This window comes from Streptomyces sp. NPDC030165, from assembly GCF_055573595.1.
Genome location: NZ_JBVIBD010000001.1, coordinates 59602 through 86565 on the forward strand (window position 1 = coordinate 59602; position 26964 = coordinate 86565).

Sequence of the window (26964 nt, forward strand, 5' to 3'; positions counted from 1 at the left end):
CTTGACAGTAACGGGCCCCGAAGGACGCCCGCGAGCATTCGCCAGGGTTCGCCAGGGTCCGCCAGATGGTCTGCCACCCGCGCCCGCGTGTTCTGTAGGAGTGCAGCCCCCGGCCCGGTGTCGGTACCGCATTCCCCAGGGTGCGGACACCGGATCCGGGACCTTCGGGCCCCGGGTCGCCGGGCCGGGAGCCGCACTGCAACTCGTCGGCGCACGAAGGGATCTGTCTCACCCATGTACGCAGCATCGTCCGCCGTGAGCGCCCCGAACCGGCCGTACCGTCCGCAGCCTCCGGGAAGCGGGCCGTATCTCGACCCCTCCCAGTCTCCGGGGGCGGTCTCCGGCCTCACCGGCGGCCGCAACCGGCGGGTGCAAGGGGGAGGCACCCAACCGCTCAGCGGGAGACTCGACTTGTCCGGCCCCCAAGGTGCTCAGCTGCGCGCCGCGGTCGCCTCCGTGCACCGCATCTGTCCCGAGTTCCATCCGGTCCAGGTGCTGCGCCGGAGCGGCAAATCTGTCCTCCTGGTGGGCACCACCGGCCGGACGACCGCGGTCGCCAAGTGTTTACTGGACCACTCCCCCGCCTGGGCCGAGCGGTTCCGGCACGAAATAGCTGCATATCGGTCCTTCGTACGCCACCGCCCGCCGGTGCGCGTACCCAGGCTGGTCGCCGCGGATCCTGACAACTGCACCCTGGTCGTCGAGCGGATGCCCGGCCGGGTCGCCTCCCTCCAACGGCATCCGACCGAAGCACCGCCGCGCGCCGACGTGCGGGCCGCACTCGGCGCGATCTGCCGGGTCAACCTCTGGCGGCCGCCGGCCGGGATGTTCGACGCGCCGCTGGACTACGCGGGCCGGATCGGGCGCTTCCACGACCTCGGCCTGCTGACCGACCGGGACCTGGGCGACCTGCAGAAACTTCTGCACGGCCTGGCCCACACCCAGGGCCAGTTCTGCCACGGCGACGCGCTGCTGAACAACGTCCTGCTCTCCCCCGCCGGCCCGGTGCTGCTCGACTGGGACCACGCCGGCTGGTACCTGCCGGGTTACGACCTCGCCACCCTGTGGTCGGTGCTCGGTGACGCCCCCGTGGCGCGCCGCCAGATCAGCCAGCTCGCGCAGGCCGCCGGACCGGCCGCGCGGGACGCCTTCCTGGTGAATCTGATGCTGGTGCTCACCCGCGAGATACGGCGTTACGAGACCGCCGTGCAGCGCACCATGCGCGAGCCCACGCCGACGGGCACGCCGGGGCCGGGACACCCTGGTGCGCTTGCGACGGGCGAGGAGCAGCGGCTGCTGCTGCGCCGGCTGCACGACGACTGCCAGATGGCGCGCCGTGCGGTACGGGCTGCGGTCGGCACCCGCTGATCCGCCGAGGGGGGTATGTGAGCGGCACGCCGTACGGGGCGTGCCGCTCATGTGTGTCCGGGGCCGCGGTGGTCCGCGTGCTCGCACGGGGTTCCGGGAGACGTGCTGACATACGAAACCCGTGCGCCGCGCGGTGATTGACGGATCGTCGGCCAGGCGATAGCTGTAGGGATTCCGTCCCGCGCACGGCCGTATGCACACCATCCGCCAGACGCCCCGGCTCGTTCCGGTCGGCCACAGGAGGCTGCATTGCGAGGATCCGACGAGAAGAGAGCCCCCCGCTCCAGAGCGCGCAGGGCCGCCACCGCTGTCGCGGCGGCGGCCTTGTTGCTGCCCCTGGTCTCCGCCGCGCCGTCCGGCCCGGCCGCGCCGTCCGGCCCGGCCGGGCCGTCCCGCGCCGCGGCGGCACAGCCCGCCGCCGGCGCCCTCCAGCAGGCGTTCGCCGACGCCGCCGCGCGGTACGGCGTCCCGCGGGACGTGCTGCTGGCCGTCGCGTACCTGGAGTCACGCTGGGACGGGCACGGCGGCGCGCCCAGCGTGTCCGGCGGTTACGGCCCGATGCACCTGACCGACGCCCGTACGGCGCTGGACGGGCGGCCGCACCACAGCGACGGCGACGAGGACCCGCGCGGCGACGACTCCCGGGCCCGCAAGCGGGCGCACGCGCGGCTTCCGGCCGCCACCGAGCTGCCCGCCCGGCTGCGCACCCTGGAGCGGGCGGCGCGGCTGACCGGGCTGCCCGCCGAACGGCTGCGGCGCGACCCGGCCGCCAATATCCGCGGCGGTGCGGCGCTGCTGGCCGACGAGCAGCGCCGTCTCGGGCTGCGGACCGCCGACCCGGCCCGCTGGTACGGGGCCGTCGCCCGCTATTCGGGCGCCGACGACGCCCGGACGGCGGCGGGCTTCGCCGACGACGTGTACGACGTGCTGCGGCAGGGCCAGTCCCGTACGACCGACTCGGGCCAGCGGGTGACGCTGCCCGCCGCGCCGGGGCTGGGAGCGGACCGGGCCCAGCTCGGCCGTCTGGGGCTGCGGTCCGCCGCCGCGCCGGCGGGCGGGTCCCGGCTCGAATGCCCGCGTACGGTCTCGTGCGTGTCCGTCCCCGCGCCGTACGAGGAGTTCGGCGACGGTGACTACGGCAACCACGACAAGGCGGACCGGCCGCGGGACCAGCGGGTCGACGCCATCGTCGTCCATGACACCGAGGGGTCGTGGGAGACGACGCTGAAACTGATCAAGGACCCGACGTACGTGTCCTGGCACTACACGATCCGGTCGTCGGACGGGCTGATCGCCCAGCACGTGCCGACGAAGGACGTCGCCTGGCACGCGGGGAACTGGTACGTCAACGCGCACTCCGTGGGCATCGAGCACGAAGGTTTCCTCGCGGCTCCGGACGCGTGGTACACCGAAGCGATGTACCGGGCCTCGGCGCGGCTGGTGCGCTACCTGGCGCGCAAGTACGACCTGCCGCTGGACCGGCAGCACATCATCGGCCACGACAACGTGCCCGGCACGACGCCCGCCACGATCAAGGGCATGCACACCGACCCGGGCCCGTACTGGGACTGGGCGCACTACTTCCGGCTGCTGGGCAAGCCGTTCGTCCGTACGGCGGGGCCCCGCGGCGGGCTGGTCACCATCCGTCCCGATTACGACCGGCACCGGCCCGTCTACACCGACTGCGGGAAGCCGGGGCAGCCGTGCCCGCCGCACGGCTCGACGGCGGTGCGCCTGCACACGGCACCGAGCGGGAGCGCGCCGCTGGTCCGGGACATCGGGCTGCGGCCGGACGGCAGCCCCTCGACGACCGGCGTGAACGACACCGGCGCCCGCGCCACCACCGGCCAGCGGTACGCGGTCGCGGAGCGCCGGGGCGAGTGGACCGCCATCTGGTACCTCGGCCAGAAGGCGTGGTTCCACAACCCGCCGGAGCAGCCCACCGCGGTCGACGCGAAGGGGCTGGTGATCACGCCGAAGGCGGGCCGGGCGGACATTCCGGTCTACGGACGGGCGTACCCGGAGGCGACGGCCTATCCGGCGGGCGTACCCGTACAGGCCGTCACTCCGCTCCCGTACAAGCTCCTGGCAGGCCAGCGCTACGCGGTCGGTAACCGCGTCCGCGGCGAATACTTCTACGCCCCGACGTACGACCTGTCCCGGCACGCGGTCGTGCGCGGCAAGGATGTCTACTACGAGATCCAGGTGGGGCACCGGGTCGGGTACGTACGGGCGGCGGACGTCGACGTGCGGCTCTCGAACAGGTAGCACGCAGGCGGCGCCGTGCCCGGGAACGTCCGGGCGCGGCGTCCGGCCGGCCGAAGGCTCAGCCCTGCTGGAACATCTCCGCCGGCAGCGGCTTCAGGAGGGCGTACAGGTCGTCGGTGATCGGGCGGTCCCAGCTGGCGATGGTGACCAGCACGCCGTCGCTGCGGTCGAACTGGGCGCAGGAGATCCGGCCCTCCGAGCACTTGACGCGCTTGACGATCAGCAGGTTGTCGTCGTGCATGACCGGGGTGTCCTCGGTCTCGACGACGGTGACCGGCTCGTCGTTGCCGAGCGCGGCGAGCAGCTGTGCCACCTCGAACGGCACCTGGCCGTCGGCCAGGTCGCGCGCCGGGGAGCCCTCCGGGAGGTTGCCGATGATCATCGCGGGGCCGCGGCCGCCGAACAGGTCGTAGCGCAGGAAGACCCCCTGGCAGCTGCCGTCGGGAGCGGGCAGCAGCCCCGCTCCGAGGTTGCCGGGCCAGTCCCCGGGGTCCATGGCGAGGACGTCGAAGTCAGGCCCGGCGGGCGTGGCTGCGCTGCGGCGGCGGAGGAAGGACATACCGCCATCGTACGTGGCCGCCGGCGGCCGGCGGGCCCGGCGTCAACCCGGCGGCGGCCCGTCCGGGGCCGCACCCTGGGCGGACATCTCCAGCAGCCGTGGCAGGCCCGCGTAGTCCGTGCCCATCTTGCGGCAGACGCTGGACAGCAGGCGGGTGACGACCGTCTCCGGGGCGGCCAGCTCCTCGGCGATGCGGCGGGTGGGCCAGCCCAGCGCGAGCCGTTCGGCGGCCGCCCGCTCCTGGGCGGTGAGCGCCTCGGTGCCGGTGCTGTGGAGCTGGAGCGGGCGCAGGCCGGCGGCGGACAGCTCGTCGCGGGCGCGTTCCGCCAGGCCGTCGGCGCCGCAGTGCACCGCGCCCTCCAGCCCGCGGTAGAGGCGTTCGGCGGCGTCCTGGGGCAGGCCGGCCCGGCGCAGGGCCGCGCCGTGGTCGACCAGGGCCTCGGCCAGCGCGTAGCCGGCGGGTGAGTGCTCCAGCTCCCGTACGGCCTCGGCGAGCAGTTTCAGGGCCCGGCCGCCGCCGATGACGGTGGCGGCGCAGTGCAGCGCCTCGCCGACCGCCGTGGCGGTGCCGAACCTGCGGGCGCGCCGTACGCCTTCCTCGGCCAGCTCGACGGCGCGCGGGCTGTCGGTGAGGGCGGTGGCGCGGGCGAGGTGCAGCTGCCAGGGGCACCAGGCGGGGTTGCGCATGCCGCGGGCCTCCAGGCGCCTGCCGACCGCCTTGAGGTGGTGTTCGGCGTGCCGGTGCAGTCCGCGGGCCAGCAGCAGTTCGCTGTAGACCGTGCGGGAGTCGGGGTAGACGACGGCGTTGGGCACGACGTCGCCGTAGCTGAAGCGGTCGGCGAGATCCTGGGCGTCATCGACGCGGCCGCGGGCGAGCAGGATCTCGATGAGGATGCCGATGGCGTACCACTGGGCGGGCACCGCGCCGCCGACGCGCTCGGCGATCCGCAGCCCCTCGCGGACCAGCGTCTCGGCCTCGGCCAGCGCGCCGCGGCGGTAGCGGATGTAGCCGAGCAGGGCGTGGCCGAAGGCCAGGTGGGCGCCGCGCCAGCCCTTGCGCTCGCATTCGGCCATGCCGCGGGTGAACAGTTCCTCGGCGCGGCCGGGCTGGTCGCAGTACATGAACGTCATGGCGACGGCGACCGGGACCTCGAACCCCCGGTTGTCCTCGGTCCAGCTCAGCCCGCCGACCAGCGCCGCCTCGGCGTAGCGCAGGGCGGTGGTGGCGGGCTCGCCGTGCACCACGCAGTCCCAGGCGCGCAGGCCCAGGATGTAGCGCTCGGCGAGGCCGTCGCCGGTGAGGTGGTCGGCGAGCCGGGCCAGCCTGCGGGAGCGGGCGGCGGAGTCCGGTTCGTCGGCGCGGAAGGCGCTCCACACGAAGTTCTCGGCCTGCATCCGCAGCCGGGTGCCGGGCAGGCTGGTGCGGCGGGCCTCGTCGGCGGCGAGCGCCGCGGCCTCGGCGACCTGGTCGGTGTGGGCGAGCGCCTGGGCCAGCCGGTAGGTGACGGCCTCGCGCAGCTCGGGGTCTACGTCCGGTTCCTCCAGGGCTTCGCGCAGGTAGTTGACGGTGACCTCGGGGGCCGAGAGGAAGGTGGCGGCGCCCAGTTCGAAGAGGACGGCGGCACGGTTCTCGGGCGGGGGCGGCTCGCGCAGGGCGCGGGCCAGGACGCGGCGGGCGGCGTCGGGTGCGCCGGCCCGTACGTACTCCCGCGCGGCCTGGCGCAGCCGGTGGACGACCCAGTCGTCTCCCTGGCAGGGCACCTCCAGCAGGTGCCGGGCGGCGACCGTCGGCCCCAGTCCGGCTTCCACCACGGCTTCGGCGGCCATGTTGTGCATACCGACGCGCAGCGCGGTGGGGATCGCCCGGTGGACGGCGGTGGCGATCAGCGGGTGGGCGAACTGCAGGACGCCGTCCGGGGCCTCGGCCTGGGCCAGGATGCGCGCCTCGCGCAGCTGGGCGACGGCTTCGACGGCCGACTCGGTGCCGAGCGCGGCGACGCCCGCGGTGATGTCGGGGGTGGCCGAGGTGCCCAGGACGGCGACGGCCCAGGCGAGGCGGACGGCGGCTCCGCCGAGCCGGTCCAGCCGGTCGGTCAGGCCCTTGCCCTTGACGGCGGAGGCGAGTTCACGCAGGGCGGGCAGGTCGTCCCGGCTGCCCTTGAGGCCGCGGTCGCGGAGTCCGGCGGCGAGTTCCACGGCTTCGAAGGGGTTGCCGTCGGTGACCGCCCAGCATTCGGTGCAGAACTTGTCCTCGGCGCTCGCGCCGATCGCCTCGCGGATGATGCTGGCGACCGCTTCGCAGGTGAGCGGGGTGAGGGTGAAGGGGCGGGTGGCGTGGCGTTCGGCGAGTTTGCGGAAGGGGGCCGCGTCGCGGGGCAGTTCCTCGGGCCGGTAGGCGACCACCACGAGCATCGGCAGGTCCTCGGCCCGGGGCGCGAAGGCGGTGAGCCAGCTCAGGGACTCCTGGTCGGCCCAGTGGGCGTCGTCCAGGACCAGCACGGTGGGCGCCTGCTGCACGGCGAGGCGGGTCACCAGCCAGTCCAGGCCGTCGCGCACACCGGTCGGGTCGGGCACGCTGCCGCCCGCGTCGGCCACCAGGCCGAGTGCCGGGGCGACGATGTCGTACCAGCTGCCCAGGACGGTGCGGGAGGCGGCTTCGTCGTACGCGGCCAGGACCGGCTGTACGAGCTGGCGTACGACGTGGAAGGCCATGCCGTGTTCCTGCTCGCCGCCGCGTGCGGAGAGGACGGTGCAGCCGCGCGCGGCGGCGCGGGTGCGGACCTCGGCGAGCAGCGCGGTCTTGCCCATGCCGGCCGGTGCGGCGAAGGAGAGCAGACCACCGCGCGGTGCGGTGGCGGGGCCGCCACCAGGGCCGCAGAGTCGGGCCAACGCCGCTTCCAGGGCGCTGATTTCGGCTTTCCGTTCGAGCAGGACGCGTCGTGCATTGCGCACCTGCTCCCATGCGTTGGCCATGACTGAATCCGTTCGCCGCGTGGGTGCTCCCGCCCGCCGCCAGTGCGGGCCCGTCCGGCCGCACTCTGCCTGCGATAGCGCAGAGCGTACGCCCATACGGACCCGCGGTAACCAGGATGGGTGACATGCTGCACACCGGCGGCCGGGCCGTGCTATAAGCGCCCGCGCACAGCCGTTCCGGCCAGCCCGGGACACCCGGGAGCAGCCACTCCCGCAGGTGAACCAGGGGTGTTCCGGGGGTGGTTGACCCGACCGGTGCACGGGTCAGCGGCTTGCCGGCGTGAGCGCCCCTTCGGTACGCAGCCGGGTCACGAGGTTGCGGGCGGCCCGCTCGCCGGAGCAGACGCTGCTGTTGGTGGTGGAGTGCCCCAGCATGTCGCCGCCGGCGAGCTGGACGCGGCCGTGCGCGTCGAATCCGGCCGCGAAGCGGGCGACGGCGCGGTAGTCGCCCGGCCGCCGGCCGATCAGGCACGGCGAGACGCGCCAGATGTGCGTCATCGTGGTGTGGCGTTCCAGCTCGGGCAGGATGCCCAGCCGCCGGACGCCCGCCAGGACGTGGTCCACCACCTTGTCGTTCCCCAGATCCCAGTTGCGGTCCGACCAGGCGCCCCGCAGGTGGGTCATGACCAGACCGGTCCCCTCGGGTACGCGCTGCGGGGAGAGGTTGTGCTCCAGCACGAAGGCGCAGAGGTCCGGGTGTTCGACGCGGGACGCCTGGACCAGCATCGCCCGTTCCGCCGTCGGGCGGTCCAGTCCGAAGGCGACGTGGATGCTGCGGGCGTACGGGGCGTCGTCCAGGAATTCACGCTGATCGGGTGTGAGTTGGCCGTAGAGCGGCGGCACCTGCGGCGGCGGTACGGCCAGCACGCACGCGGCGGCGGTCTCCAGGTGCTCCGCCTCGCCCGGCCGGTGCCAGGTGACCGCCACCTCGTCCCCGCGGTCCTCGACCGAGGTGACCCGGGCGCGGTATTCGACGGTGAGCTGCCGGGCCAGTCCCTTGGGCAGGAAGCCGACGCCTTCCCTGGAGGTGAAGAAGCCGCCGCCGCAGAGGATGACGTCGATGAAGACGAACGGCATCGCGGCCGAGACCTCTTCCGGCTCGCCCAGGCACAGGCCCGAGACGAGCGGGTCGAGCAGGTACTCCAGCGTCTCGGGCCGCAGGCCGCGGCGGGTGGCGTACTGGTGGACGGACTCGAAGTCGGCCGCGGCCATCGGGGACATGTCGTGCGGGGCCAGCAGCGGGCGCATGCGGCGGTAGTCGCGCAGCAGCTTGGCGACGTCGCCGAGGGGGAAGCTGGTCAGCAGTCCGCCGGTGGCGAGCTGCCGGCGGGAGCCGAGGCGGACGCGGTCCACCCGGCCGCCGCGGACCAGACCGAACAGGTCGCTCCCGGGGACGACCTCGCCGGCCAGGCCGGCCGCGGCGATCAGGCGGATCAGTTCGCGGTAACTGTGGATGAGGATGGTCGCCGCCCGGTTGACCGCGAATCCCGAGACGTTGACGGTGGCCATCCGGCCGCCGGCCATCTCCGGTCCGGCACTCTCCAGGACGACGGTCTCGCAGCCGGCCCGCTGGAGCCGGAAGGCCGCGGACAGGCCGGCGATACCGCCGCCCACCACGACGACACGGGGTTGTGCACTCACAACGGTTCACCCTTCCTGCCGGTGCCCGGCGGCGCCCGCCGGGGCGCCGGCACGGGGACCGGGACGTGGGGACAAGGCCGAAGGGTCCGCGGAGGCCGCCGGGAGGGGGCCGGCCCCCGCGGACCGCGGAGCCGGGGGACGCGGCGTCCCCCGGGGTTCACATCGCGGGGCTCAGCTGGTCCCACCACCACGCGACCGGGCGCAGCGGCAGCGGTTCGAGACTCCCATCACTGGGCGAGTCCGCCCAGACACCGAACGCGGGCGCCGGATCGGGGGCGGCGCCAGGGTCGGAGCGGTAGCGCGGGGTCACGGCACTGTAGTCCAGGTTTCCCCGGATGAAGTGGTCCAGTTGTCCGAGGTAGCACCGCACCTCGGGAGCGGCCCGCGCGGCGGTCTGGTCGCGCAGGGTGACGTACAGGCACATCAGACGGTCGTGCAGCGCGGCCGCCCTGACCATGGCTTCCTGGGGTGGCACGCGCAGTTCGTGCTCCAGGACGCCGACGAGGTTGGACTCCAGGGACTGCTCCTTGACCTCGCGGTGGTACGAGTACACGTCGTTGGCGAAGGTCACCAGCGCCGACGCGATCTGCGTCAGGGCTCGTATTCGGGGTGTCTCGGCCTCCTCGTTGGGCAGCGAGGTGCCCTCGGCCATCTCGATGACGGCGATGGACGCCTTGGTGCCGCGGTCCCGCGGGCCGATCACGAGGTACTCCTCCAGGCTCGGTACGGTGCCCGAGGCCCGCTGGCCCATGCCGACGCACGCGGCCAGGAACCATTCGGCGACACCGTCGACCCAGCGCCGCACGACCGTGCCGGAGGCGTGCCGCCGGTAGCGGTGCGAGACCTCGCCGAAGGCCGCGGTGTAGGGGTCGGCCGTCGAGTCGTCGGTGGTCTCGGGGTGGTCGGCCCCGTGGATCACCTGGACGGCCATCGGGAGGAAACGTTCCGGGTTCCGGCTGAAGAGCCCGCCGTCCAGGTAGACATCGTCCAGCAGCAGGCCCAGGCAGGACCAGTCGGCCCCGATCTGCAACGGGTCGGTGGCGCCGTCGGGCGCGATCCGGCACGCCCACTCGGCGGTGCGGTTGGCCAGTACCTGTGCGTGGTGGAAGTCGTCGTCGCAGAAGCCGAACCGCGCCATCCAGTCCACCACCCGCCGCTCGATGCCGGCGGTCTCGTGGTGCGGCGCCGCCGGGATGGGGCAGAAGAGCTGGGGGACGACGACGGCGGCGTGCGTCGCCGTCGTGTCCGGGTCGTTCTCCGGCCGGGTCCCTGATAACGGGACCGTGGCCGAACGGGTGGCGGGGATCTCGTGTTCCGGGGCGCCGTAGCCTGTTGCCTGCATGGTTCTCTCCATGTTCACGGTGCTTGAGGCGGCACTTCCGGCGCTGCGCCGCCGTCCGGCCTGCCGCGGAGCTCGCAGACCATGGGCAGCGGGCCCGGGCTCAGCACGGCCGCCGGGACCGGTCGTACGGTCCTGGCGGACGGCGGGCGCAGGCGCCAGCGCGCGGTGATGGCGGCAAGGGCGAGCACGGCTTCGGTCATCGCGAAGTGGTCGCCGATGCACTTGCGGTTGCCGGCGGCGAACGGGAGCATCGCACCGCTCGGAACGCTCCCCGCGCGTTCCGGCAACCATCGGTCGGGGTCGAACCGTTGGGGGTCGGGGAAGGCCACCGGGTCCTGGTGCAGCACGTACGCGCTGTACAGGACGGTGCTTCCCGGTGCCAGCCGGTGGCCGGCCAGGGTGGTCTCGGTGGTGGTGACGCGGGTGAGCGCCCAGCCGGGCGGATACATGCGCAGGGCTTCGGTGACCACGCGCCGGGCGTGGCCGAGCCGGGGCAGGTCCGCGGGGGCCGGCGGGCGGCCGGCGAGCACGGTGTCGACTTCGGCGTGCAGCCGGCGTTCCTCCTCGGGGTGGGTCGCCAGGAGGTGGAAGGTCCAGGCGAGCGCCAGCGCGGTGGTCTCGATCCCGGCCACCAGGAAGGTCATCAGCTGGTCGTGGGCCTCTTGGTCGGTGAGCGGTTCCTGGGCGTGGGGTGCCTCCCGGGTGGTGGGGGCGGTGGCGGGGCGGCCGGGCGCCGGGCCGTCCGCGCGGGGGGCCGGGGCGTGCGAGGCGTCCGGGGCCGGGGCGTCGCCGGTCGCGGGGCCGCCGTCGTCCGTGGCCTGGAGGAGTGTGGCCAGCAGGTCGTCGTGTTCGGCGGGGTTCGCGCGGCGTTCGGCGATGATGCCGTCGATGATGCGGTGCAGCCGGGTCAGGGCCCGGTCGAAGCGAAGGTTGCCGGGGGTCGGGAACTTGTAGAGGGGGCCGAGCGGGACGACCGCGCGCAGCAGCACGCCGCGCATGGCGGTCGCCAGGCAGGCGCGTACCTCGGCGGCGATGCCCTGGTCGAGGGAGGTGGACATCAGCACGCCGGTGGTCACCCGGGCCGAGAGGTCCATCATCGCGTCGGTGACGTCGAGTGTCCGGCCCGGCCGCCACTCCTCGACGACGGCGCCGATCTCGGCGCTCATCACCGTCGCGTAGTCCGCGATCCGGGACGGCCGGAAGCAGGGCTGGGCCAGGCGGCGCTGCCGCCGGTGCGCGTTCTGGGGGCAGGTGACCAGGCCGTTGCCGAGCACCATGCGCATCGTGTCGTACAGCGGCCCGCCTTTGTCGTACGTACGCGGGTCCATGAGGATCTGCTGCACCAGGGCCGGGTCGCAGGCCAGCCACACGCGCTGCGGCCCGAGGCGGATCGCGACCAGGTCGCCGTGGGCGGGCAGCGAGGCGAGGAATTCGAGCGGGCGCCGCCACAGCGGGAGCGCGTGCCCCAGCAGCGGGACGCCGCCGGGTGCCGTCGAGACGACCCAGGGGTCCGGTGCGGCGGCCGCGGGGCCGTGCGGGGCGCGGACGCCCGCCTCTCCAGGTATTCCCATCGGGTACCACCTCGGTGTTCGGCCGGTGCCCCGGGCCGTCGTCGGACGGGCCCGGGTGCGGAGGGGACAGGTAGATGTGACGCACCATTACCTACCCGGGGCACCCTGGCGGTCCCATGGACATACTTTCTGGAGGGGGCGCGTCGGAGTGGGGGCCAGCTCACCGGAGCGGCATACGCTGAAACGGTACGGCGCGCGCCGGAGCCGCCCCGACGTCGGCAGTAACGATTCGCTCCCGAGGTGGGCGCCCTTGGGCGCACAGCCGTTCGTGCGCACGCGGCCGCGCGCCGCGGCCGTCCGCCCGAACACGCCGTTCCACGCCGTGGTGACGCGCGACGGGGGCCGGTGGTATAGGGGCGCCCGCACCGGCGGCCGGTGGACGGCGCCGGCGGCGGACCGGATGTGAATCATCCGCCTTTCCGATCACCTCCTCTTCGCACCCTCCACCTCTTCTTGAGTTCACTTCGGTTCGACAGGACCGGCTACCCGTCCCTTTGTGACGGGCGAATTCGTTCCGCATGTATGCCTGACACTCCTGTGGATCAGCCGGTACGACGTCTCGGCCGGCGCTTCTTCAAGCCCGTTGGCATCTCCGACTCCCCCGCAACCGACCGGCCACAGGCCGAAACGGAATGCGAAAGGGAATACTTCCGCCCGGAACTCTCCGCCGATCTGCTGGACCGCCTCGGCGCGGAACTCGACCGGATCAAGGCGACGCTCTGGTCGCAGCAGACCGAAGCCGAGTACGGCACCGGGCCCCGGCGGTGCTGAGGGCGGCCCGCGCCGCCTGACAGCCCGGGCCTCGACGCCGCCGCCCAGCCCGCAGGGAAGTTGCCGTGTACGATCCCCCCACCCTCCACCTGCTGATGCCGTCCACCGCCGACGGGTACCGGATCCCCGCCCAAGTCACCTCCGAGCCCGACCTGACGGCCGGGTTCGGCCTCGCGGATGGTCCCCTCTTCCGCGACCAGCCGGCCCACGAGAGCCTGGCCGACGCCTACGACGCCTACGCGGCGGCACCGATGGCCGTCCCCGACGACCTCGACGCCGAACTGGCGCAGCTGCTGGACACCGCCGAGCAGCCGCCCGTCGCCGCCGAACAGCCGGTCTCCGAGCGGCACAGCCACCGTAAGCCGTCCCTCCTGCGCGCCGCCCGCGAGGGCCGGGAGGGCGGCACCCGGTCGTGGCGGCGCACGCTGAGCCTGGTCACCGTCACCCTGACGTCCGTGATCGTGGTGGCGGTCGCCATGCTCGCCGCGGTGGCGTCCTACCCGCCGCTGCGGGCCCTGGCCGGTGAGGCCACGACACCGCGCATCGCCCAGGTGTGGCCGCTGCTGGTCTACGGGCCGTGGGTGGCCGCCATCCTGTCCATCCTGCGGGCCCGCACCCACCGGCGCCGCACCGCCCACTCGTGGTGCGTCGTGATCTTCTTCGCAGCCGTGGCCACGGTGCTGTGCATCGCCAAGGCGCCCACCACCCCGGCGGGCATCACCGTCGCGGGGCTCCCGCCGGTGACCGTACTGCTCTGCTTCCACCAGCTCATCCGCCAGCTCGACCCCGGGCCGCCGGCGGCCGCCACCCGGCACGCGTACTCCCACCGCGGCGCCCACCGGCACCGTTCCGGCCGCTGAGCCCCGCCGGCCGTCCGCGGCCCCGGCGGCCCTTCACGCGAAGGGCCGCCGGGGTGCGGCGGTCTTCGGTCCCCGTTGTCCGGTCCTTCTCCTTTTACCGTGCCGTGGCTCTCGGACGGCGGCGGGAAACAATTCTCGGCGTTTCTCCTGGCGTTGCCGAAATACTTGCCGGCAAACGGCCGTCCGATCCTCCGATCAGCCTGCCGAGCGGGCTCGTCGCGGCATGTCCCGGAATGCCGGTGGCATTTCGGGCGGTCGTGCGCGGGCGCTCCGGCACCCCTGTCTGCCTACGCCCCCATGCGCCCGGCTGTCCGGAGGAAACTCCACCGCAGAAACGTTGTTTGACCCGGGCGAGCGTATCCGGTAATTCCGTTGTTCGTTGGTGGAGGCGTGAACCCGTGCGTCCGTGCCCGACGAAGGAGTGAGCAGCGATGGCAGTGAGTTGGGCGAAGAGAATCGCTGTCACGGAACCCGCCCCGAAGCCCGTCCGCTACGCCCGTTACCTGGCGCCGCACTGGCAGGGTCTGCTCCGGGTGGACAGCGAGAACGGGATCGGCATCGTGCCGGCCGTCGCGTTCTTCGGCGTGCTCGCCTCGGTCCTATTCGGCGCGGGCGGCGCGGGGGTGGCGCTGCTGGTCGGCGCGGCCATGGAACGCGACCACATGGCGCGGGCGTGGGTGACGTTCGACCTGGTGGCGGCCGCGGCGCTGTCCCTCTCGTACTGGCTCGTCGGCCGGTACGGCCTGCGGTTCTACGACATCGACCCGGCCACCAACGACCTGTGGCGGCTGATCACCGTCGCCAACACCGCCTGGCGGTCGCTGCCCCGGGCGCACCGTACGGCCCAGAAGCCGCGGCTGCGTGCCGTGAACACCGCCGCCCGCATCCTGCTGGCCGACCCCGAGGACACCCGTACGCACCAGATGCTGCACGCCCACGCGGACGTGCTGCGGCACCTGGCCACCACGGTCCTGGCGGACCCCCAGCAGGGCCCGCCGCCGGAGCCTCCCACCGCGTACGCGTCCCGCGCCGTGGACCCGGCTGACCACCCCGAGCACGGCCCCGCCCAGGCGAACTCGCTGGAGCGCGCCCGCCCCATTCCCAACCAGCACTGACAGCACGGCCCTTCGGGCACCGCCGCGCGGGTGGCGGGCGCCTTTCCTGCGTGCTGTTCCGGTCGTTGCTGAGGTGCCGACCGGAGCGACGGAGTGCGGCCGCCGGGAATCGGGCCTTGTGGGCGGTGCGCACCCGGCCGGGGGCCGGGACCTGACCTTGGCCGGTCTGGTGGCCGCACCGTCGCGCCCCGGGGAGCGGGCTCCTAGGGTGGGACGCCGGAACCGGAACTCTTTCCGTCCGCTCCCAGGAGGTCCCCGTGAGCGTCAGCGCCAAGGGCACGTACCTGATCAAGAACGTGAGCAGCGGCCTGTACCTGACCGTCAAGGGCCACACCAAACAGTCCCCCGCGGACATCGTCCAGGAGCGGCTGTACGACTGGCCGCAGCGGGCCGCCCAGGCATGGCGGCTGGAGTCCGCGCCGGGGGGCGAGCGCACCTTCCGGGTGCAGAACCAGCACAGCGGCGGGTACCTCCAGGCCCGCAGGTGCGGCAAGGACAAGGGCACGCCCCTGGTCCAGGAGCACCTGGAGGAGAACACCCCGGCGTACCGCAGCCAGTCGTGGCAGCTGGTCGACGAGGACCCGTACCGCATCGCCAACCTGCACAGCGGCCTGTGGGTGAACGTGCGCGACAACGCCGCCGCCACGGGCGCGGTGATCGACCAGTCGACGGAGAACACCGGCGCCTACCGCTCCGCCGAGCAGTGGATCTTCGAGCCGGTCGAGGCACGCGGCGGCGACCCGGTCTTCGACGCGCTGTCCGGGCTGCTGGTGGAGCCGGGCGGCGGCATCATCTCGACCGTCACGCACGTCTTCAAGGCGTCGCTGGAGGCCGCCGGGGGCGTCTTCGGGACCGTCGCCAAGTACGTGCCGGGCGACACCACGCCGTACGTACGGTTCGAGGGCTTCCGCGGCGACGAGGTGATCCGGTTCTCCTCGCGCAACCGGGTCGAGGAGGGGCCACGGAAGATCAGTACGCGCTTCCCGCACCTGCCCAAGGAGTTCCACGGCGGCTTCGACTTCGTCACGCGGGCCCCGCGGCACAGTGCCCGTACGTACCTCGGAGTCAAGGGTGACCTGACGGTCGCCTTCTCCGAGAAGGGCGACGACGGCATCGACCGGACCGAGGAGTACTTCCCGTCCCGCGAGCTGGAGCCGTACGGCCGGGTCCTGGAGGCGGCGCCCGCGCGGCCCGACGACTCGCAGTACCTGCTCTTCTGCGAGCAGGCCACGGTTCTGATCGACGGCCGGTTCCGCGCGCCGGATCTCCGCGAGGTGCAGCCGGTGCCGCTGGACCAGCTGCCCGAGGGCTGGCAGGCCCCGGACGCGCTGGCCTCCGCCACCGTGGGCGACGAGGTGCACTTCTTCGCCACCAAGGGCACCGAGTACACCGTCTTCACCCTGCGCGACCTCGTCCAGGGGCCCGCGCCGGTCCTGAACGCCTATCCGTTCCTGCTGGGACTGTGGGCGTAACGCAGCGGCCGCGCGCGGCCGGGTGACCGGCGGCCGTCTCCGCCCGGTCACCCGGTTCCGCCCGCCCTGACAGGCGGGCCGGGCCGTCCGCCGGCCTGCGTGCATGACATGCGCGGCAACGGTCCGCACGAAGTACCGCACTGAATGGCCTAGTTGCCGTGCCCGGAAAAGCTGGACCTGCGCCGGAACGCCGTGGACCACGACGCGCCATCCCTGCGCGAGCGCGGCTGTGTCACGCCTGTCCGAGAACGCCCCCGCTGAACGTCAGGTGAGGTCGAACTCCCCGTCCCGGGCGCCGAGGACGAAGCCGCGCCACTCGGCCGGCGTGAAGACCAGCGCGGGTACGTCCGGCGTGCGCCGGTTGCGCATCGCGATCCAGCCCTCGACGAAGGCCACCTGCACGTCCCCCATTCCCTGGCTGCTGGACTGCCACGCGGCGCCGGTCAGGTCGAGCTCCGGCCTGGTCCCGTCCGCGAGCCGCTGTTCCATGATGCCCTCGGCCACGTCGCTGCTCCTCCCGGTTCGGCGTCGCGGTCAGCCTAGTCACCCCGCCCGGTGTCGGACAGGGCGCGCCTCAAGTGGCGGGCGGTTCGGCGCCCACGAGCCACATCGAGAAGAACTGGGAGCCGCCTCCGTAAGCGTGGCCCAGGGCCCGGCGCACGCCGGGGACCTGGTGTTCCCGCGCCTGCCCGCGTACCTGGAGCGCCGCCTCGGCGAAGCGGATCATGCCGGAGGCGCCGATGGGGTTGGCGGACAGCACCCCACCGGAGGGGTTGACGGGCAGGTCGCCGTCGAGTTCCGTGGCGCCGGACTCGGTGAGCTTCCAGCCCTCGCCCGGCGCGGCGAAGCCCAGGTTCTCCAGCCACATCGGCTCGTACCAGCTGAAGGGCACGTACATCTCGACCGCGTCGATCTCCCGGCGCGGGTCGGTGATCCCGGCCTGCCGGTACACCGCCGCCGCGCAGTCCTTGCCCGCCTGCGGGGAGACGAAGTCCTTGCCGGCGAAGAGGGTCGGTTCGCTGCGCATCGCCCCGCCGTGCACCCAGGCGGCGGGCCGGGGCGCCCGTCGCGCGCCCGCGCGGTCGGTCAGGATCATCGCGCAGGCGCCGTCGGAGGACGGGCAGGTCTCGGAGTAGCGGACCGGGTCCCAGAGCATCGGGGACGCCTGGACCTTCTCCAGCGTGATGTCGTGCTCGTGGAGGTGGGCGTACGGGTTCTTCAGCGCGTTGCGGCGGTCCTTGTAGGCGACCAGGGAGCCGACCGTGGCGGGCGCGCCCGTACGCCGCATGTACGCGCGTACATGCGGGGCGAAGAAGCCGCCCGCACCGGCCAGCAGCGGCTGCTGGAACGGCACCGGCAGCGACAGCCCCCACATCGCGTTGGACTCGGACTGTTTTTCGAAGGCCAGGGTCAGGACGGTGCGGTGCACCCGGGCGGCGACGAGGTCGGCCGCGACCAGGGTGGTGGAGCCGCCGACGGAGCCGGCGGTGTGCACGCGCAGCATGGGTTTGCCGACGGCGCCGAGCGCGTCGGCGAGGTACAGCTCGGGCATCATGACGCCCTCGAAGAAGTCGGGGGCCTTGCCGATGACCACCGCGTCGATGTCCCGCCAGGTCAGCTCGGCGTCGTCGAAGGCGCGTCGGGCCGCCTCGCGGACGAGCCCGGCCAGGGAGACGTCGCGGCGCGCGGCGACGTGCCGGGTCTGGCCGATGCCGACGACGGCGACGGGCTCTTTGGAGGCTGCGGCCCGGGACGCTCCGGCCTTGCTCATCGCGGCTCCCCTTCGAGTACGGCGACCAGGTTCTGCTGGAGGCAGGGCCCCGAGGTGGCGTGGGCCAGCGCCCGCCGCGACGCGCCGCGCCGGATGCGCAGCGCGGCCTCGCCGATCCGGATCAGGCCGGTGGCCATCATGGGGTTCGCGGCGAGCGCGCCGCCGGACGGATTGACGCGTACCGCGTCGTCCAGCCGCAGCGCCTTGCGGAGCACCACCTCCTGCGAGGTGAAGGGCGCGTGCAGTTCGGCGGTGTCCACCGGCCGTTCGAAGGCCCCGGCGCGTTCCGCGGCCAGCCGGGTGGAGGGCGAGTCGGTGAGGTCCCGTACGCCGAGCCCGTGGGCCTCGATGCGGTGGTCCATGCCGCGGATCCAGGCGGGCCGGTCGCACAGCCGCCGCGCGGTGTCGCCGGCCGCGAGGACCACGGCGGCGGCGCCGTCGGTGACGGGCGGGCAGTCGCCGGTGCGCAGCGGCCGGACGACGTAAGGGCCGTGCCGCACGGTGCCGCTGAGCTGGGCGTGCGGGTTTTCCGCCGCGTCGGCGCGGCTGCGTGCCGCGACCCCGGCCAGCGCCGCCTCGTCCGTGTCGCCCGCGTCGATGAGGGCCTGGGCCTGGAGGGCGGCCAGGGAAACGGAGTCGGGCCACAGAGGCGCGAGGTGGTACGGGTCGAGCTGGCGGGTCAGCACGTCGCGGACCTCGCCGGGCGAGGACTTGCCGTACGCGTACACGAGCGCCGTCTCGGCGTCACCGGTCAGCAGCTTGACCCACGCCTCGTACAGCGCCCAGGCACCGTCCGTCTCGACGTGCGACTCGGCGATGGGCGGCCAGGCACCGACGCTGTCCAGCGCCATGGTGAAGGAGAAGGCCCGCCCGGCGAGGTAGTCCGACGACCCCGAGCAGGTGAAGTCGATCTCCCCGGCCCGCAGTCCGGCCTGGCCCAGGGCGTCCTGGAGCACCGGCAGCAGCAGCTCGGCCTCGGAGACCTCGGCGGTGTCGCGGGTGTGGTCGCTCTGCGCGAAGGCGACGACCGCGATCTCGCGCGGGGGCCCGGCCGGTTCGTGGCTCGCGGGCATCAGACCAGCTCCTTGTAGCTGTCGTAGTCGGCGTCGGGTTCGCCGGTGGGCCGGTAGTGGTCCGGGTAGCGGCCGTCACCGCGCCACACCGGCTCCACCCGCAGGCCCATGCGTACCTCGTCGTACGGGATGCCGCCGATGCGCGCGTGCAGGGCCAGGTCCGCGCCGTCCAGGGCGATGTGCGCGTAGACGTACGGCACGTCGATGTCGAGGTTCTTCGCTTTGATGTTGACGATGCAGAAGGTGGTGACGGTGCCCTTGGGGCCGACCTCGACCTGGTCCCGGGTGGCCACGCCGCAGGTGGGGCAGGCGCCGCGGGGCGGTACGTACACCTTCCGGCAGGACGGGCAGCGCTCGCCGACGGTCCGGTGCCCGGCGAGGGCGGCGAGGTAGCGGGACTGGGCACGGCCGGGTGAGTAGGTGTAGTCGAGGCGGGCGGGGGCGGTGATGCCGGTGACGGGGTCGGTGAACTCGCCGCTGTGGGGGGCGGCTTCCGCCGTCGCGGCGCCCTCGTACGGCCCGGCGGACTCGTACGGCTCGAAGCACGCGATGTCGGTGATGGCTCCGGTGCGCTCTCCCGCCCATCGGACACGCACCCGCATCCCGGTGTGCACGGCCTCCGGCCCGGGTGCGTCCAGGGCGTGCAGCAGCGCCGTGTCCGCTCCGTCGAGGCGGACCAGTGCCCAGGCGAACGGCGTGTCCAGGGGCTGGTTGCGGCGGGGTGCCGGGTTCCAGGCCCAGGTGGTGACGGTGCCGGTGGCGCCGACCTCGACCAGGTCGCGCAGTTCCTCGGCGGTGGCCGGGTCGTACTCGACGGGCGGGACCAGCACCCGGCCGTCGACGGTCCGGACGCCCAGGACGACCCGCTCGCGCAGTCCGGTGAGGAAAGCGCTCTGCACGGGTCCGAGGGACCGGGTGAAGGGGAACTCGACGACGAGCGGGGCCGACAGCACGTCGGGGGTGCGGGAGGTCGGGGGCATTCGGGCTCCTCGCTTCCGTACGGGTCGGGCGCGGCCAGGGCCGGGGTCGGATGCGGCCGGCCGTGAGGCGCGGCAGCGGGCAGGCACGCCGGCCGTCAGGCGCGCCGGAAGACGGGCGGGCGTTTCTCGGCGAAGGCCCGGGCGCCTTCCTTGGCGTCGGCCGTGTCGAAGACCGGCCAGCCGCGTTCCAGTTCTGCCTTCAGCCCGTCCTCCTCGGTCATCGCGGCGGTCTCGTAGACGGACGCCTTGACCGCCTCGACGGCGAGCGGGCCGCACGCGTTGATCTGTGCGGCGATCTCCAGGGCCGTGCCGAGCGCGTCGCCGTCCGGCACGACGCGGCCGATCAGCCCGATGCGCGCGGCCTCCTCCGCGGTGTAGGGGCGCCCGGTGAGCAGCATCTCCAGGGCGTGGGTGCGCGGGATCTGGCGGGGCAGCCGGACCGTCGATCCGCCGATGGGGAACAGTCCGCGCCGTACCTCGTAGAGCCCGAACGTGGCGCTCCGCCCGGCCACCCGGATGTCGGTGCCCTGGAGGATCTCCGTGCCGCCGGCGACGCACGGCCCTTCGACGGCGGCGATGACCGGCTTGCGCGGGCGGTGGTGGCGCAGCATCGCCTTCCAGTGCAGGTCGGGGTCGGCCTTCAGGCGCTCGCGGTACTGCTCGCCGTCCATGCCCCGGCCGGCCAGCGCCTTGAGGTCCATGCCGGCGCAGAAGGCGCCGCCCGCGCCGGTGAGTACGACCGAGCGCACGGTGTCGTCCTCGTCGGCCGCGGTCCAGCCGTCGTACAGGCCCACCAGCATCGGCAGGGAGAGCGCGTTCTTCGCCTCCGGCCGGTCGAGGGTGAGCACCAGGGTCGCGCCGTCGCGTGCCACGGTGAGGTGTTCGGTCCCGCCCATGCGTCCTCCTGTCCGTACGGTCGCGAGCCGTGCGGTGCCGGCCGGGTCGCTCGCGAGCCGTGCCCGTACGTCGCCGCCCGGCCGGCGCCCGTCCGCCCGGAACGTAGAACAGGTTGCAGTAGCCCGGGGCCGACTTCAAGAGTTTCCTGACACTCAGTCAGTTTTGGTTGCCGGGCCCCTTCCCCCGTACGGCGCGCGGCGCTCTAATGACCGCGAGCCGACGCCGCCGCCCGTTCTGGAGGAGACGTGGAATACAACCTCGCCGATCTGTTCGAGTCGGTCGCCGACACGGTTCCCGGACGCGAGGCGCTGGTCTTCCTCGACCACCCGGGTACGGGCGCGGAGCGCCGGCTCACGTACGCGGAGCTGGACCGCGCCGCCACCCGCCTCGCCCACCACCTGCGCGACCACGGCGTCGCCCCCGGCTCCCACGTCGGCCTGCACCTCTACAACGGCGTCGAGTACCTCCAGACCCTGTACGCCTGCCTGAAGATCCGCGCCGTCCCGGTCAACGTGAACTACCGCTACGTCGAGGACGAGCTGGCCTACCTCTACCGGGACGCCGACCTCGTCGCGCTGGTCTTCGACGCGGAGTTCACCGGCCGGGTCGCGGCCGCCCTGCCACGCACGGAGCGGCTCTGCCACCTCGTACGGGTGGGCACGCCGCCCGCGGACGCCCCGGAGCCCGCCGTCGCGCCGGTGCCGTTCACGGACGCCGAAGCGTCCGGATCACCTGACCGCGACTTCGCCCCGCGCTCCGGCAACGACCGGCTCGTCATCTACACCGGCGGCACCACCGGGATGCCCAAGGGCGTCCTCTGGCGGCACGAGGACATCTTCTTCTCCGGCATGGGCGGCGGCGCGCCGACCGGCGAACCCGTACGGCGCCCCGAGGAGCTGGCCGAACGCGTCGCCGCCGGCGGGGACGGGCTCGTCTTCTTCCCCACACCCCCGCTGATGCACGGCACCTCCACCCTCACCGCCTTCATCGCCTTCCACTTCGGCCAGAAGGTGGTCCTGCACCGCAAGTTCGTCCCGGAGGAGGTGCTGCGCACCATCGAACGCGAGAAGGTGACCAGCGTCTCGCTGGTCGGCGACGCGATGCTGCGCCCACTCGTGGACGCGCTGGCGGGCCCGCTCAAGGGCACCGACTGCTCCTCGCTGTTCAGCGTCAGCAGCTCCGGGGCGGTCCTCTCGGAGACCGTACGGGCCCAGTTCGCCGCCCTCGTGCCGGGCGCCCTGCTGCTCAACAACTTCGGCTCCTCCGAGTCCGGCTTCAACGGCACCGCCACCGAGGACTCGGGCCCCGGCCGGGGCTTCCGGTTACGTGTCAACGCGCACACCGCGGTGGTCGACCCGGCCTCCCCCGTACACGCCCGGGTCGCGGCGGGCGAGGTGGGGCGGCTCGCGCTGCGCGGGCACGTACCGCTCGGTTACTACAACGACCCGCGCAAGACCGCCGAGACGTTCTTCGAGGCGGACGGCGAGCGGTGGGTGCTGCTGGGCGACATGGCAACCGTCGACGAGGCGGGCATCGTCACCGTCCTCGGCCGGGGCTCGCAGTGCATCAACTCGGGCGGCGAGAAGGTGTACCCGGAAGAGGTCGAGCAGGCGCTGAAGGCTCATCCGGACGTGTATGACGCGCTGGTGGCCGGGGTGCCGGACGAGCGGTGGGGCAGCCGGGTCGCCGCGGTGGTGCAGCTCCGGGACGGAGCCGCGCCGCTGGGCCTGGAGGCGGTGCAGGACCACTGCCGCACGCGGCTGGCCGGTTACAAGATCCCGCGGTCGGTCGTCTTCACCGGGCACATCCAGCGCTCCCCGAGCGGCAAGGCGGACTACCGGTGGGCGAAGGCGGTGGCTTCGGGGGCCGGGGCTTCCGGAGTGGTTGTTTCGGAGGCGGGTACTTCCGGAGTAGGCGCTTCCGGATCGGGTGCTTCCTGAAGCACGGGGATCACGGGGCGCGGGCTGCCGGACACGGCTCCGCACCGTACGGGCCGGGTTCCGGCCGCCGCCCCGACGGCGGCCGGAGCCCCTGACCGGCTGGTTCAGGCGGTACGGCGGTGGTGGCGGCGCGGCCCACACACCGGGGAACCGGTGTGCGCCGCGCCGGGCCGGGGTATGACGGCGAGAATCTTCGGCATGAGGACGTTCTCCTGAGTGGGAGGAAGGGGACATCCGCACGGTTGCCCGCACCCCGCGCCGGGTCGACAACCGGTCCCGTCCCTTCACCCGCTTGGCACACGCCGCGCCCCCCGAATGCAGCAAGCCGGGGCCCGCGCCAAGGGTGGGAAGGGGCCCGGCGGCGGTTCTAACCTGAAGCATGGACTTCGACGGCGTGGAGCTCGGCGGCGCCCCCTCCGGTCCGTACGGCAACCCGGTACGGCTCGACCCCGCTGCGCACGACCCCCGCTCCGGCACGGCCGCACTGTGCGCGGCGGGCCCGGTGGTGCCCGTACTGCTGCCCGGCGGCGTGTCGGCCTGGCTGGTGACCCACCATCAGGCCGGGCGCGCGGTGCTGGCCGACAGCCGCTTCGTCAAGGACATCGGCACCTGGCGCGCCTGGCGCAGCGGTGAGATCCCGCGCTCCTGGCCGCTGGCGCCGCTGCTGACCGTCGCCAACATGACCACCGCGACGGCGGGCGACCACACCCGGCTCCGCGCCCCGCTGGCCCGCGCGTTCACCGCGCGTCGCGTGGAACAGCTCAGGCCGCGCATCGAGGAGCTGTCCGGGGAACTGCTGGACGGCCTCGCCGAGGTCCTGCCGGGAGAGCCGGTCGAGTTGCGTGCCCGTTACGCCCATCCGCTGCCGATACGGGTCATCTGCGAGCTGTTCGGCGTGCCCGACAGCCGCCGCGACCGGCTGCGGTCGCTGTGCGGGGCGCTGTTCGGCGCCCCGGCGGACCCGTCCGAGGCGCTGGCGGTCCACCGCGAGCTGCGCGCCGCGCTCGCCGGCCTCCTCGGCGAGAAACGCGAACGGCCCGGGGACGACCTGACGAGTGCGCTGGTGGCTCCCGGCACCCACACGCTCAGCGCGGCCGAACTCGTCGACACGCTCCTGCTGATGATCGTGGCCGGACACGAGACCACCGTGAACCTGCTGGTCAACGCCGTACACGCGCTGCTCACCCACCCCGGCCAGCTCGCCTTGGCGCGCAGCGGGCAGGTGCCCTGGAGCGCGGTGGTCGAAGAGGCGCTGCGCTGGGATCCGCCGGTCGCCCACTTCCCGTTCCGCTACGCGCTGTGCGACGTGGACGTGGCCGGCCGGACCGTCCGCGCGGGCGATCCGGTGATGCTCTCGTACACCGCGTTCGGCCGCGATCCGCGGCAGCACGGGCCCACGGCCGGGCGTTTCGACATCACCCGGCACCCCACCCGCCACCTCACCTTCGGGCACGGCATCCACCACTGCCTCGGCGCGCCGCTCGCCCGGCTGGAAGCGGCCGTCGCCCTGCCCGCGCTCTTCGCCCGCTTCCCGGGCCTCGCCCTGCACGATCCGGAACGGCCGCCCGCCCGGCGTCCGTCCCTGGTCTTCAACGGGTTCGACGAGCTGCGGGTGCTGCCGACGGCGTCGCGGGAGGGACGGCGGGCGGCGCGTCCGCAGCGGCCGCCGGACGGTTCATGACGGCGGGCCGGTTCCGGTCGTGACGCCGGGGCCGGGGGTCGGGATCGTGGCCGGGATCGGGGCCGGTTCTGGCGTTGCGGCCGGTCGTAGGGTTGCGGCCGGTCGTAGCGTTGGCGCCGGAGCCCGTCTCTACCTGCCGCACACGGACCGTACGGAACGCGCCAGCGCCACCGTGTGCAGGACGTCCAGGTGCCGTTCCTGTCGTACGCGCGCGGCGGCGCCCGCCAGCGACGGGACGCAGCGCGGTGACGTCCGCGCCTCCCCGGACGTGGCGATCGCCCGTACCAGCGCGTCGTTGACCCGGTTGATCTCCTGACGCACTTCGCCGAGGTCCGGCCGCTCGGCCGGTGCCTGCGCGGGGTCGGCGGCCCACCGGCGGTGCAGTCCGCGCTGCACGGTCTTGTTGGCCTCGATCTGGTCCCGGAAGATCCGCGCGGTCCGCCGCGGGTCGGTGCCGAGTTCGGCCGCCTGCCGCGCGACCGTGTCCAGTACTTTCTGCTCGCGTGCCGGATCGTCGACGGGGCTGCCGGTGCCCCACTTGGCGGCGGCCACCAGGTCGGCGGCGGCGAGGCGGCGGGCGGACAGGACGGCGAGGGGGCGCAGCGCGGCCGTGTCCCACATCGCGGGGGCGGTGGCGGGGGCGCGGTGGGCCGTACCCGACGCGCGGTGGGCCGTGGGCGACACGGGATGGGCTGTCGCCGTCGTCGGCGTGGCGGTGAGGAGGACAGTCGTGGCGGCGGCCGAGGTCAGCAGCCGGCGCAAGGGAGTTCGCGCGTTCCGTATCACCAGTGCCACCCTCAGCCCTTCCGGCCGCTCGCTGGTCGTCGCCGGCCGCCCCGAACGATACGGGAAGGGGCACCGGTACGGGAGCGAGGGACCGCTCTCGCTCCCGTACCGTGCCGCCCCGCCCCTTCCGCTTCTTACCTCCCTTGCATCCCTAGCATCCTTTGCATCCCTTGCGTCTCGTCCCGCTCAGCGCCGCGCGTGCAGAATGCGGTGCTCGAAGCGAGCGAAAGCCACCTCTTGCCGCCACTCCAGGGCCGCCTTCAGGTTCTTGGCGAGGAACCGCGTGCAGGCCGCGCGCGGCTCACGCACCCCCGGGCGTTCCATACGGCACGGGCGCGCCAGTTCGTACGCGCGCTGCCCGATACTCCGGTCGCCCCACAGGCCGCGCCCAGGGAGGAAGGCGTGCTCCAGGGAAGCGCGCGCCAGGTCCTTCAGTTCCCGGTACCGCAATCCGTAGGTGACGGCCGCGTACCGGTACTCGTTGCCGATGTTGCTGCGCGAGATCCCGGGGTCGTCGGTGGCGAGCACCACCGGTACGCCGTAGCGCCGGTAGAGCGGGAACGGGTGGTCGGCGCCGGAGACCCCGAGGATCTGCCGGTTGCTGGTGAACGGCACCTCCACCGCGATGCCGCGCCGGGCCATGGTGCGCAGGAGGGCGGGCGCGTTGTCCTCGTGCGCCACGTCGACGCCGTGGCCGATGCGCTCCGCGTGCCCGGTGCGTACCGCCTCGTTGATGTGGAAGCGCAGGTCCTCGGGCTTGACCAGGCCGGGCACGAGTTCACCGGCGTGCAGGGTGATGTGGGCGCGCGGGTAGACGCCGTGCAGGTAGTCCAGCATCCGCATGTGGAGCCGGTAGTTGCGCAGCGCGTTCTTCTCGTCCTCCGGCTGTACGAGGTTCACCGCGACGTACCGGGGGTCGCGTTCGGCGAGGCGCATACCGAGCGCCATCTGGGTGAAGACCCGCTCGGGCGTACTGCCGCGCGAGACCTGCGAGATGTAACGGACGGTCATCCGGCAGCCGGGCCCCGGCCTGCCGGTGTCACAGCCCGCCGCCTTGCGGAACTCCGCGTTGCCCTTGTCGATCTCCCGGCCCGCGTCGCGTACGAGCCTGTCCAGTTTGCCGCCTGCGACCAGCAGTTGGTGCATCCGGCGCAGGTCCGCGTGGTAGCCGACCTGCTCGGCCAGCTTCTTGCTGCCGCCGGAGGCGGGCGTCAGCATCGTCTCCAGGTAGAACTGGTTCTGCCGCGCCGCGGTGTTCGCCACGTCGGCCAGCAGCTTGCCGCCATGGCGCCAGCTGACCTCACCGAACTTCCCGAAGGCCGCGAAGAAGTGGTCGTGCCCGGACTCACCGGACGCCGACGAGAAGTCCTGCATCGACCAGGCCCGCAGGATCTGCCGGTGGAAGGCGCGGTCCTTACGGGCCTGCACCGCCGGACGCGTCCCCGGCCCGCACGGGGCGGGCTTGGCGGTCATCGTCCTGGTCTCGATGCACAGGCCGTCGTCCCCGGCCAGCTTGATCAGCAGTTCGGTGGAGGCCGCGCCGGACAGGTGATTGTGCAGGTCGCCGCCCTTGGGCAGGCCGCGGAAGAAGGCGCGCAGCGCGGCGGGCCGCTTCCTGATCCCGTCGAGGTAGGCGGAGACCCGCCGTTCGGCGCCGGTGGGGGCGGTGACCGCCTGCGGGAAGGCCGCCTCCGGGTCAGCCGGATCCGAGACGGTGGCCTCCGGGGCCGGTGGCGCGGCGAGCGCGGAGGAGGGCAGCAGCGACAGCACGGCCAGAACGCCCGTACCCAGTACGAGCGGGACGGACCGGCGGTGCCGTCGGCGATGGCGAGGGGTAGTGATCACCGGCTCATCCTGGCGATTCCGGCGGGCCGGCCGGCGACGGCAGGCGGGGCT

General features: G+C 73.5%; 20 protein-coding genes. 8 read left to right on the forward strand and 12 right to left on the reverse strand.

Annotated elements, in window-relative coordinates; genetic code table 11:
• Nucleotides 1-234: 234 nt before the first annotated feature.
• Together ACZ4Z1_RS00235 and ACZ4Z1_RS00240 are read left to right on the forward strand one after the other, a co-directional pair.
• Nucleotides 235-1368, forward strand: a complete 1134-nt coding sequence (locus tag ACZ4Z1_RS00235; protein ID WP_468484318.1) for an aminoglycoside phosphotransferase family protein — start codon at nt 235-237, stop codon at nt 1366-1368.
• A gap of 249 nt (nt 1369-1617) precedes the next feature.
• Nucleotides 1618-3636, forward strand: coding sequence for an N-acetylmuramoyl-L-alanine amidase (locus ACZ4Z1_RS00240; protein WP_468484319.1), 2019 nt, complete (start codon nt 1618-1620; stop codon nt 3634-3636).
• Nucleotides 3637-3694: 58 nt separating this feature from the next.
• On the opposite strand, the gene ACZ4Z1_RS00245 is transcribed toward ACZ4Z1_RS00240, so the two are convergent.
• From ACZ4Z1_RS00245 to ACZ4Z1_RS00265, 5 genes are all read right to left on the reverse strand, one after another.
• Nucleotides 3695-4195 (reverse strand): hypothetical protein, encoded by a 501-nt coding sequence (locus tag ACZ4Z1_RS00245; RefSeq protein WP_398351098.1) that lies wholly within the window; start codon nt 4193-4195, stop codon nt 3695-3697.
• Nucleotides 4196-4237: 42 nt separating this feature from the next.
• Nucleotides 4238-7168 (reverse strand): ATP-binding protein, encoded by a 2931-nt coding sequence (locus tag ACZ4Z1_RS00250; RefSeq protein ID WP_468484320.1) that lies wholly within the window; start codon nt 7166-7168, stop codon nt 4238-4240.
• A 264-nt stretch (nt 7169-7432) separates the two neighbouring features.
• Nucleotides 7433-8809 (reverse strand): protoporphyrinogen/coproporphyrinogen oxidase, encoded by a 1377-nt coding sequence (locus ACZ4Z1_RS00255; protein ID WP_468484321.1) that lies wholly within the window; start codon nt 8807-8809, stop codon nt 7433-7435.
• 157 nt (nt 8810-8966) lie between these two features.
• Complete coding sequence (locus ACZ4Z1_RS00260; RefSeq protein ID WP_468484322.1) at nt 8967-10151, reverse strand: terpene synthase family protein; 1185 nt, start codon at nt 10149-10151, stop codon at nt 8967-8969.
• A gap of 14 nt (nt 10152-10165) precedes the next feature.
• Nucleotides 10166-11722, reverse strand: a complete 1557-nt coding sequence (locus ACZ4Z1_RS00265; protein ID WP_468484323.1) for a cytochrome P450 — start codon at nt 11720-11722, stop codon at nt 10166-10168.
• 522 nt (nt 11723-12244) lie between these two features.
• On the opposite strand from ACZ4Z1_RS00265, the gene ACZ4Z1_RS00270 reads away from it, so the two are divergent.
• The 4 genes from ACZ4Z1_RS00270 (at nt 12245) to ACZ4Z1_RS00285 (ending at nt 15940) form a co-directional block, all read left to right on the forward strand.
• The gene (locus ACZ4Z1_RS00270; protein WP_468484324.1) at nt 12245-12493 is read left to right on the forward strand and encodes a hypothetical protein; all 249 of its coding nucleotides are present in this window, start codon (nt 12245-12247) and stop codon (nt 12491-12493) included.
• Nucleotides 12494-12558: 65 nt separating this feature from the next.
• Nucleotides 12559-13353: a DUF2637 domain-containing protein gene (locus ACZ4Z1_RS00275; protein ID WP_468484325.1), complete on the forward strand. Its 795-nt coding sequence runs from the start codon at nt 12559-12561 to the stop codon at nt 13351-13353.
• Nucleotides 13354-13784: 431 nt separating this feature from the next.
• Nucleotides 13785-14468 (forward strand): hypothetical protein, encoded by a 684-nt coding sequence (locus ACZ4Z1_RS00280; protein ID WP_468484326.1) that lies wholly within the window; start codon nt 13785-13787, stop codon nt 14466-14468.
• Nucleotides 14469-14725: 257 nt separating this feature from the next.
• Entirely contained in the window at nt 14726-15940 is a 1215-nt protein-coding gene (locus ACZ4Z1_RS00285) for an RICIN domain-containing protein (protein WP_468484327.1), read from the forward strand.
• Between the two features lie 264 nt (nt 15941-16204).
• Here ACZ4Z1_RS00285 and ACZ4Z1_RS00290 read toward each other — a convergent pair whose 3' ends face one another.
• The 5 genes from ACZ4Z1_RS00290 to ACZ4Z1_RS00310 form a co-directional block, all read right to left on the reverse strand.
• Nucleotides 16205-16429 (reverse strand): DUF397 domain-containing protein, encoded by a 225-nt coding sequence (locus ACZ4Z1_RS00290; protein ID WP_032926544.1) that lies wholly within the window; start codon nt 16427-16429, stop codon nt 16205-16207.
• Between the two features lie 85 nt (nt 16430-16514).
• Nucleotides 16515-17711, reverse strand: coding sequence for a thiolase domain-containing protein (locus tag ACZ4Z1_RS00295; protein ID WP_468484328.1), 1197 nt, complete (start codon nt 17709-17711; stop codon nt 16515-16517).
• The gene (locus ACZ4Z1_RS00300) at nt 17708-18784 is read right to left on the reverse strand and encodes a thiolase domain-containing protein (protein WP_468484329.1); all 1077 of its coding nucleotides are present in this window, start codon (nt 18782-18784) and stop codon (nt 17708-17710) included. The genes ACZ4Z1_RS00295 and ACZ4Z1_RS00300 overlap by 4 nt, the downstream gene beginning before the upstream one ends.
• A complete protein-coding gene (locus ACZ4Z1_RS00305) occupies nt 18784-19764 on the reverse strand; it encodes a Zn-ribbon domain-containing OB-fold protein (RefSeq protein WP_468484330.1) in 981 nt (326 codons plus the stop codon). The genes ACZ4Z1_RS00300 and ACZ4Z1_RS00305 overlap by 1 nt, the downstream gene beginning before the upstream one ends.
• A gap of 95 nt (nt 19765-19859) precedes the next feature.
• Nucleotides 19860-20660: a crotonase/enoyl-CoA hydratase family protein gene (locus tag ACZ4Z1_RS00310; RefSeq protein WP_468484331.1), complete on the reverse strand. Its 801-nt coding sequence runs from the start codon at nt 20658-20660 to the stop codon at nt 19860-19862.
• A gap of 246 nt (nt 20661-20906) precedes the next feature.
• On the opposite strand from ACZ4Z1_RS00310, the gene ACZ4Z1_RS00315 reads away from it, so the two are divergent.
• Together ACZ4Z1_RS00315 and ACZ4Z1_RS00320 are read left to right on the forward strand one after the other, a co-directional pair.
• Nucleotides 20907-22601 carry an acyl-CoA synthetase gene (locus ACZ4Z1_RS00315; RefSeq protein WP_468484332.1) on the forward strand — a complete coding sequence of 565 codons (1695 nt, stop codon included), beginning with the start codon at nt 20907-20909 and terminating at the stop codon, nt 22599-22601.
• Between the two features lie 379 nt (nt 22602-22980).
• Entirely contained in the window at nt 22981-24282 is a 1302-nt protein-coding gene (locus tag ACZ4Z1_RS00320) for a cytochrome P450 family protein (protein ID WP_468484333.1), read from the forward strand.
• A gap of 129 nt (nt 24283-24411) precedes the next feature.
• On the opposite strand, the gene ACZ4Z1_RS00325 is transcribed toward ACZ4Z1_RS00320, so the two are convergent.
• Both ACZ4Z1_RS00325 and ACZ4Z1_RS00330 read right to left on the reverse strand, forming a co-directional pair.
• A complete protein-coding gene (locus ACZ4Z1_RS00325) occupies nt 24412-25068 on the reverse strand; it encodes a chorismate mutase (protein WP_468484334.1) in 657 nt (218 codons plus the stop codon).
• A gap of 186 nt (nt 25069-25254) precedes the next feature.
• Nucleotides 25255-26913 (reverse strand): adenosine deaminase family protein, encoded by a 1659-nt coding sequence (locus ACZ4Z1_RS00330; protein WP_468484335.1) that lies wholly within the window; start codon nt 26911-26913, stop codon nt 25255-25257.
• Nucleotides 26914-26964: the final 51 nt, after the last annotated feature.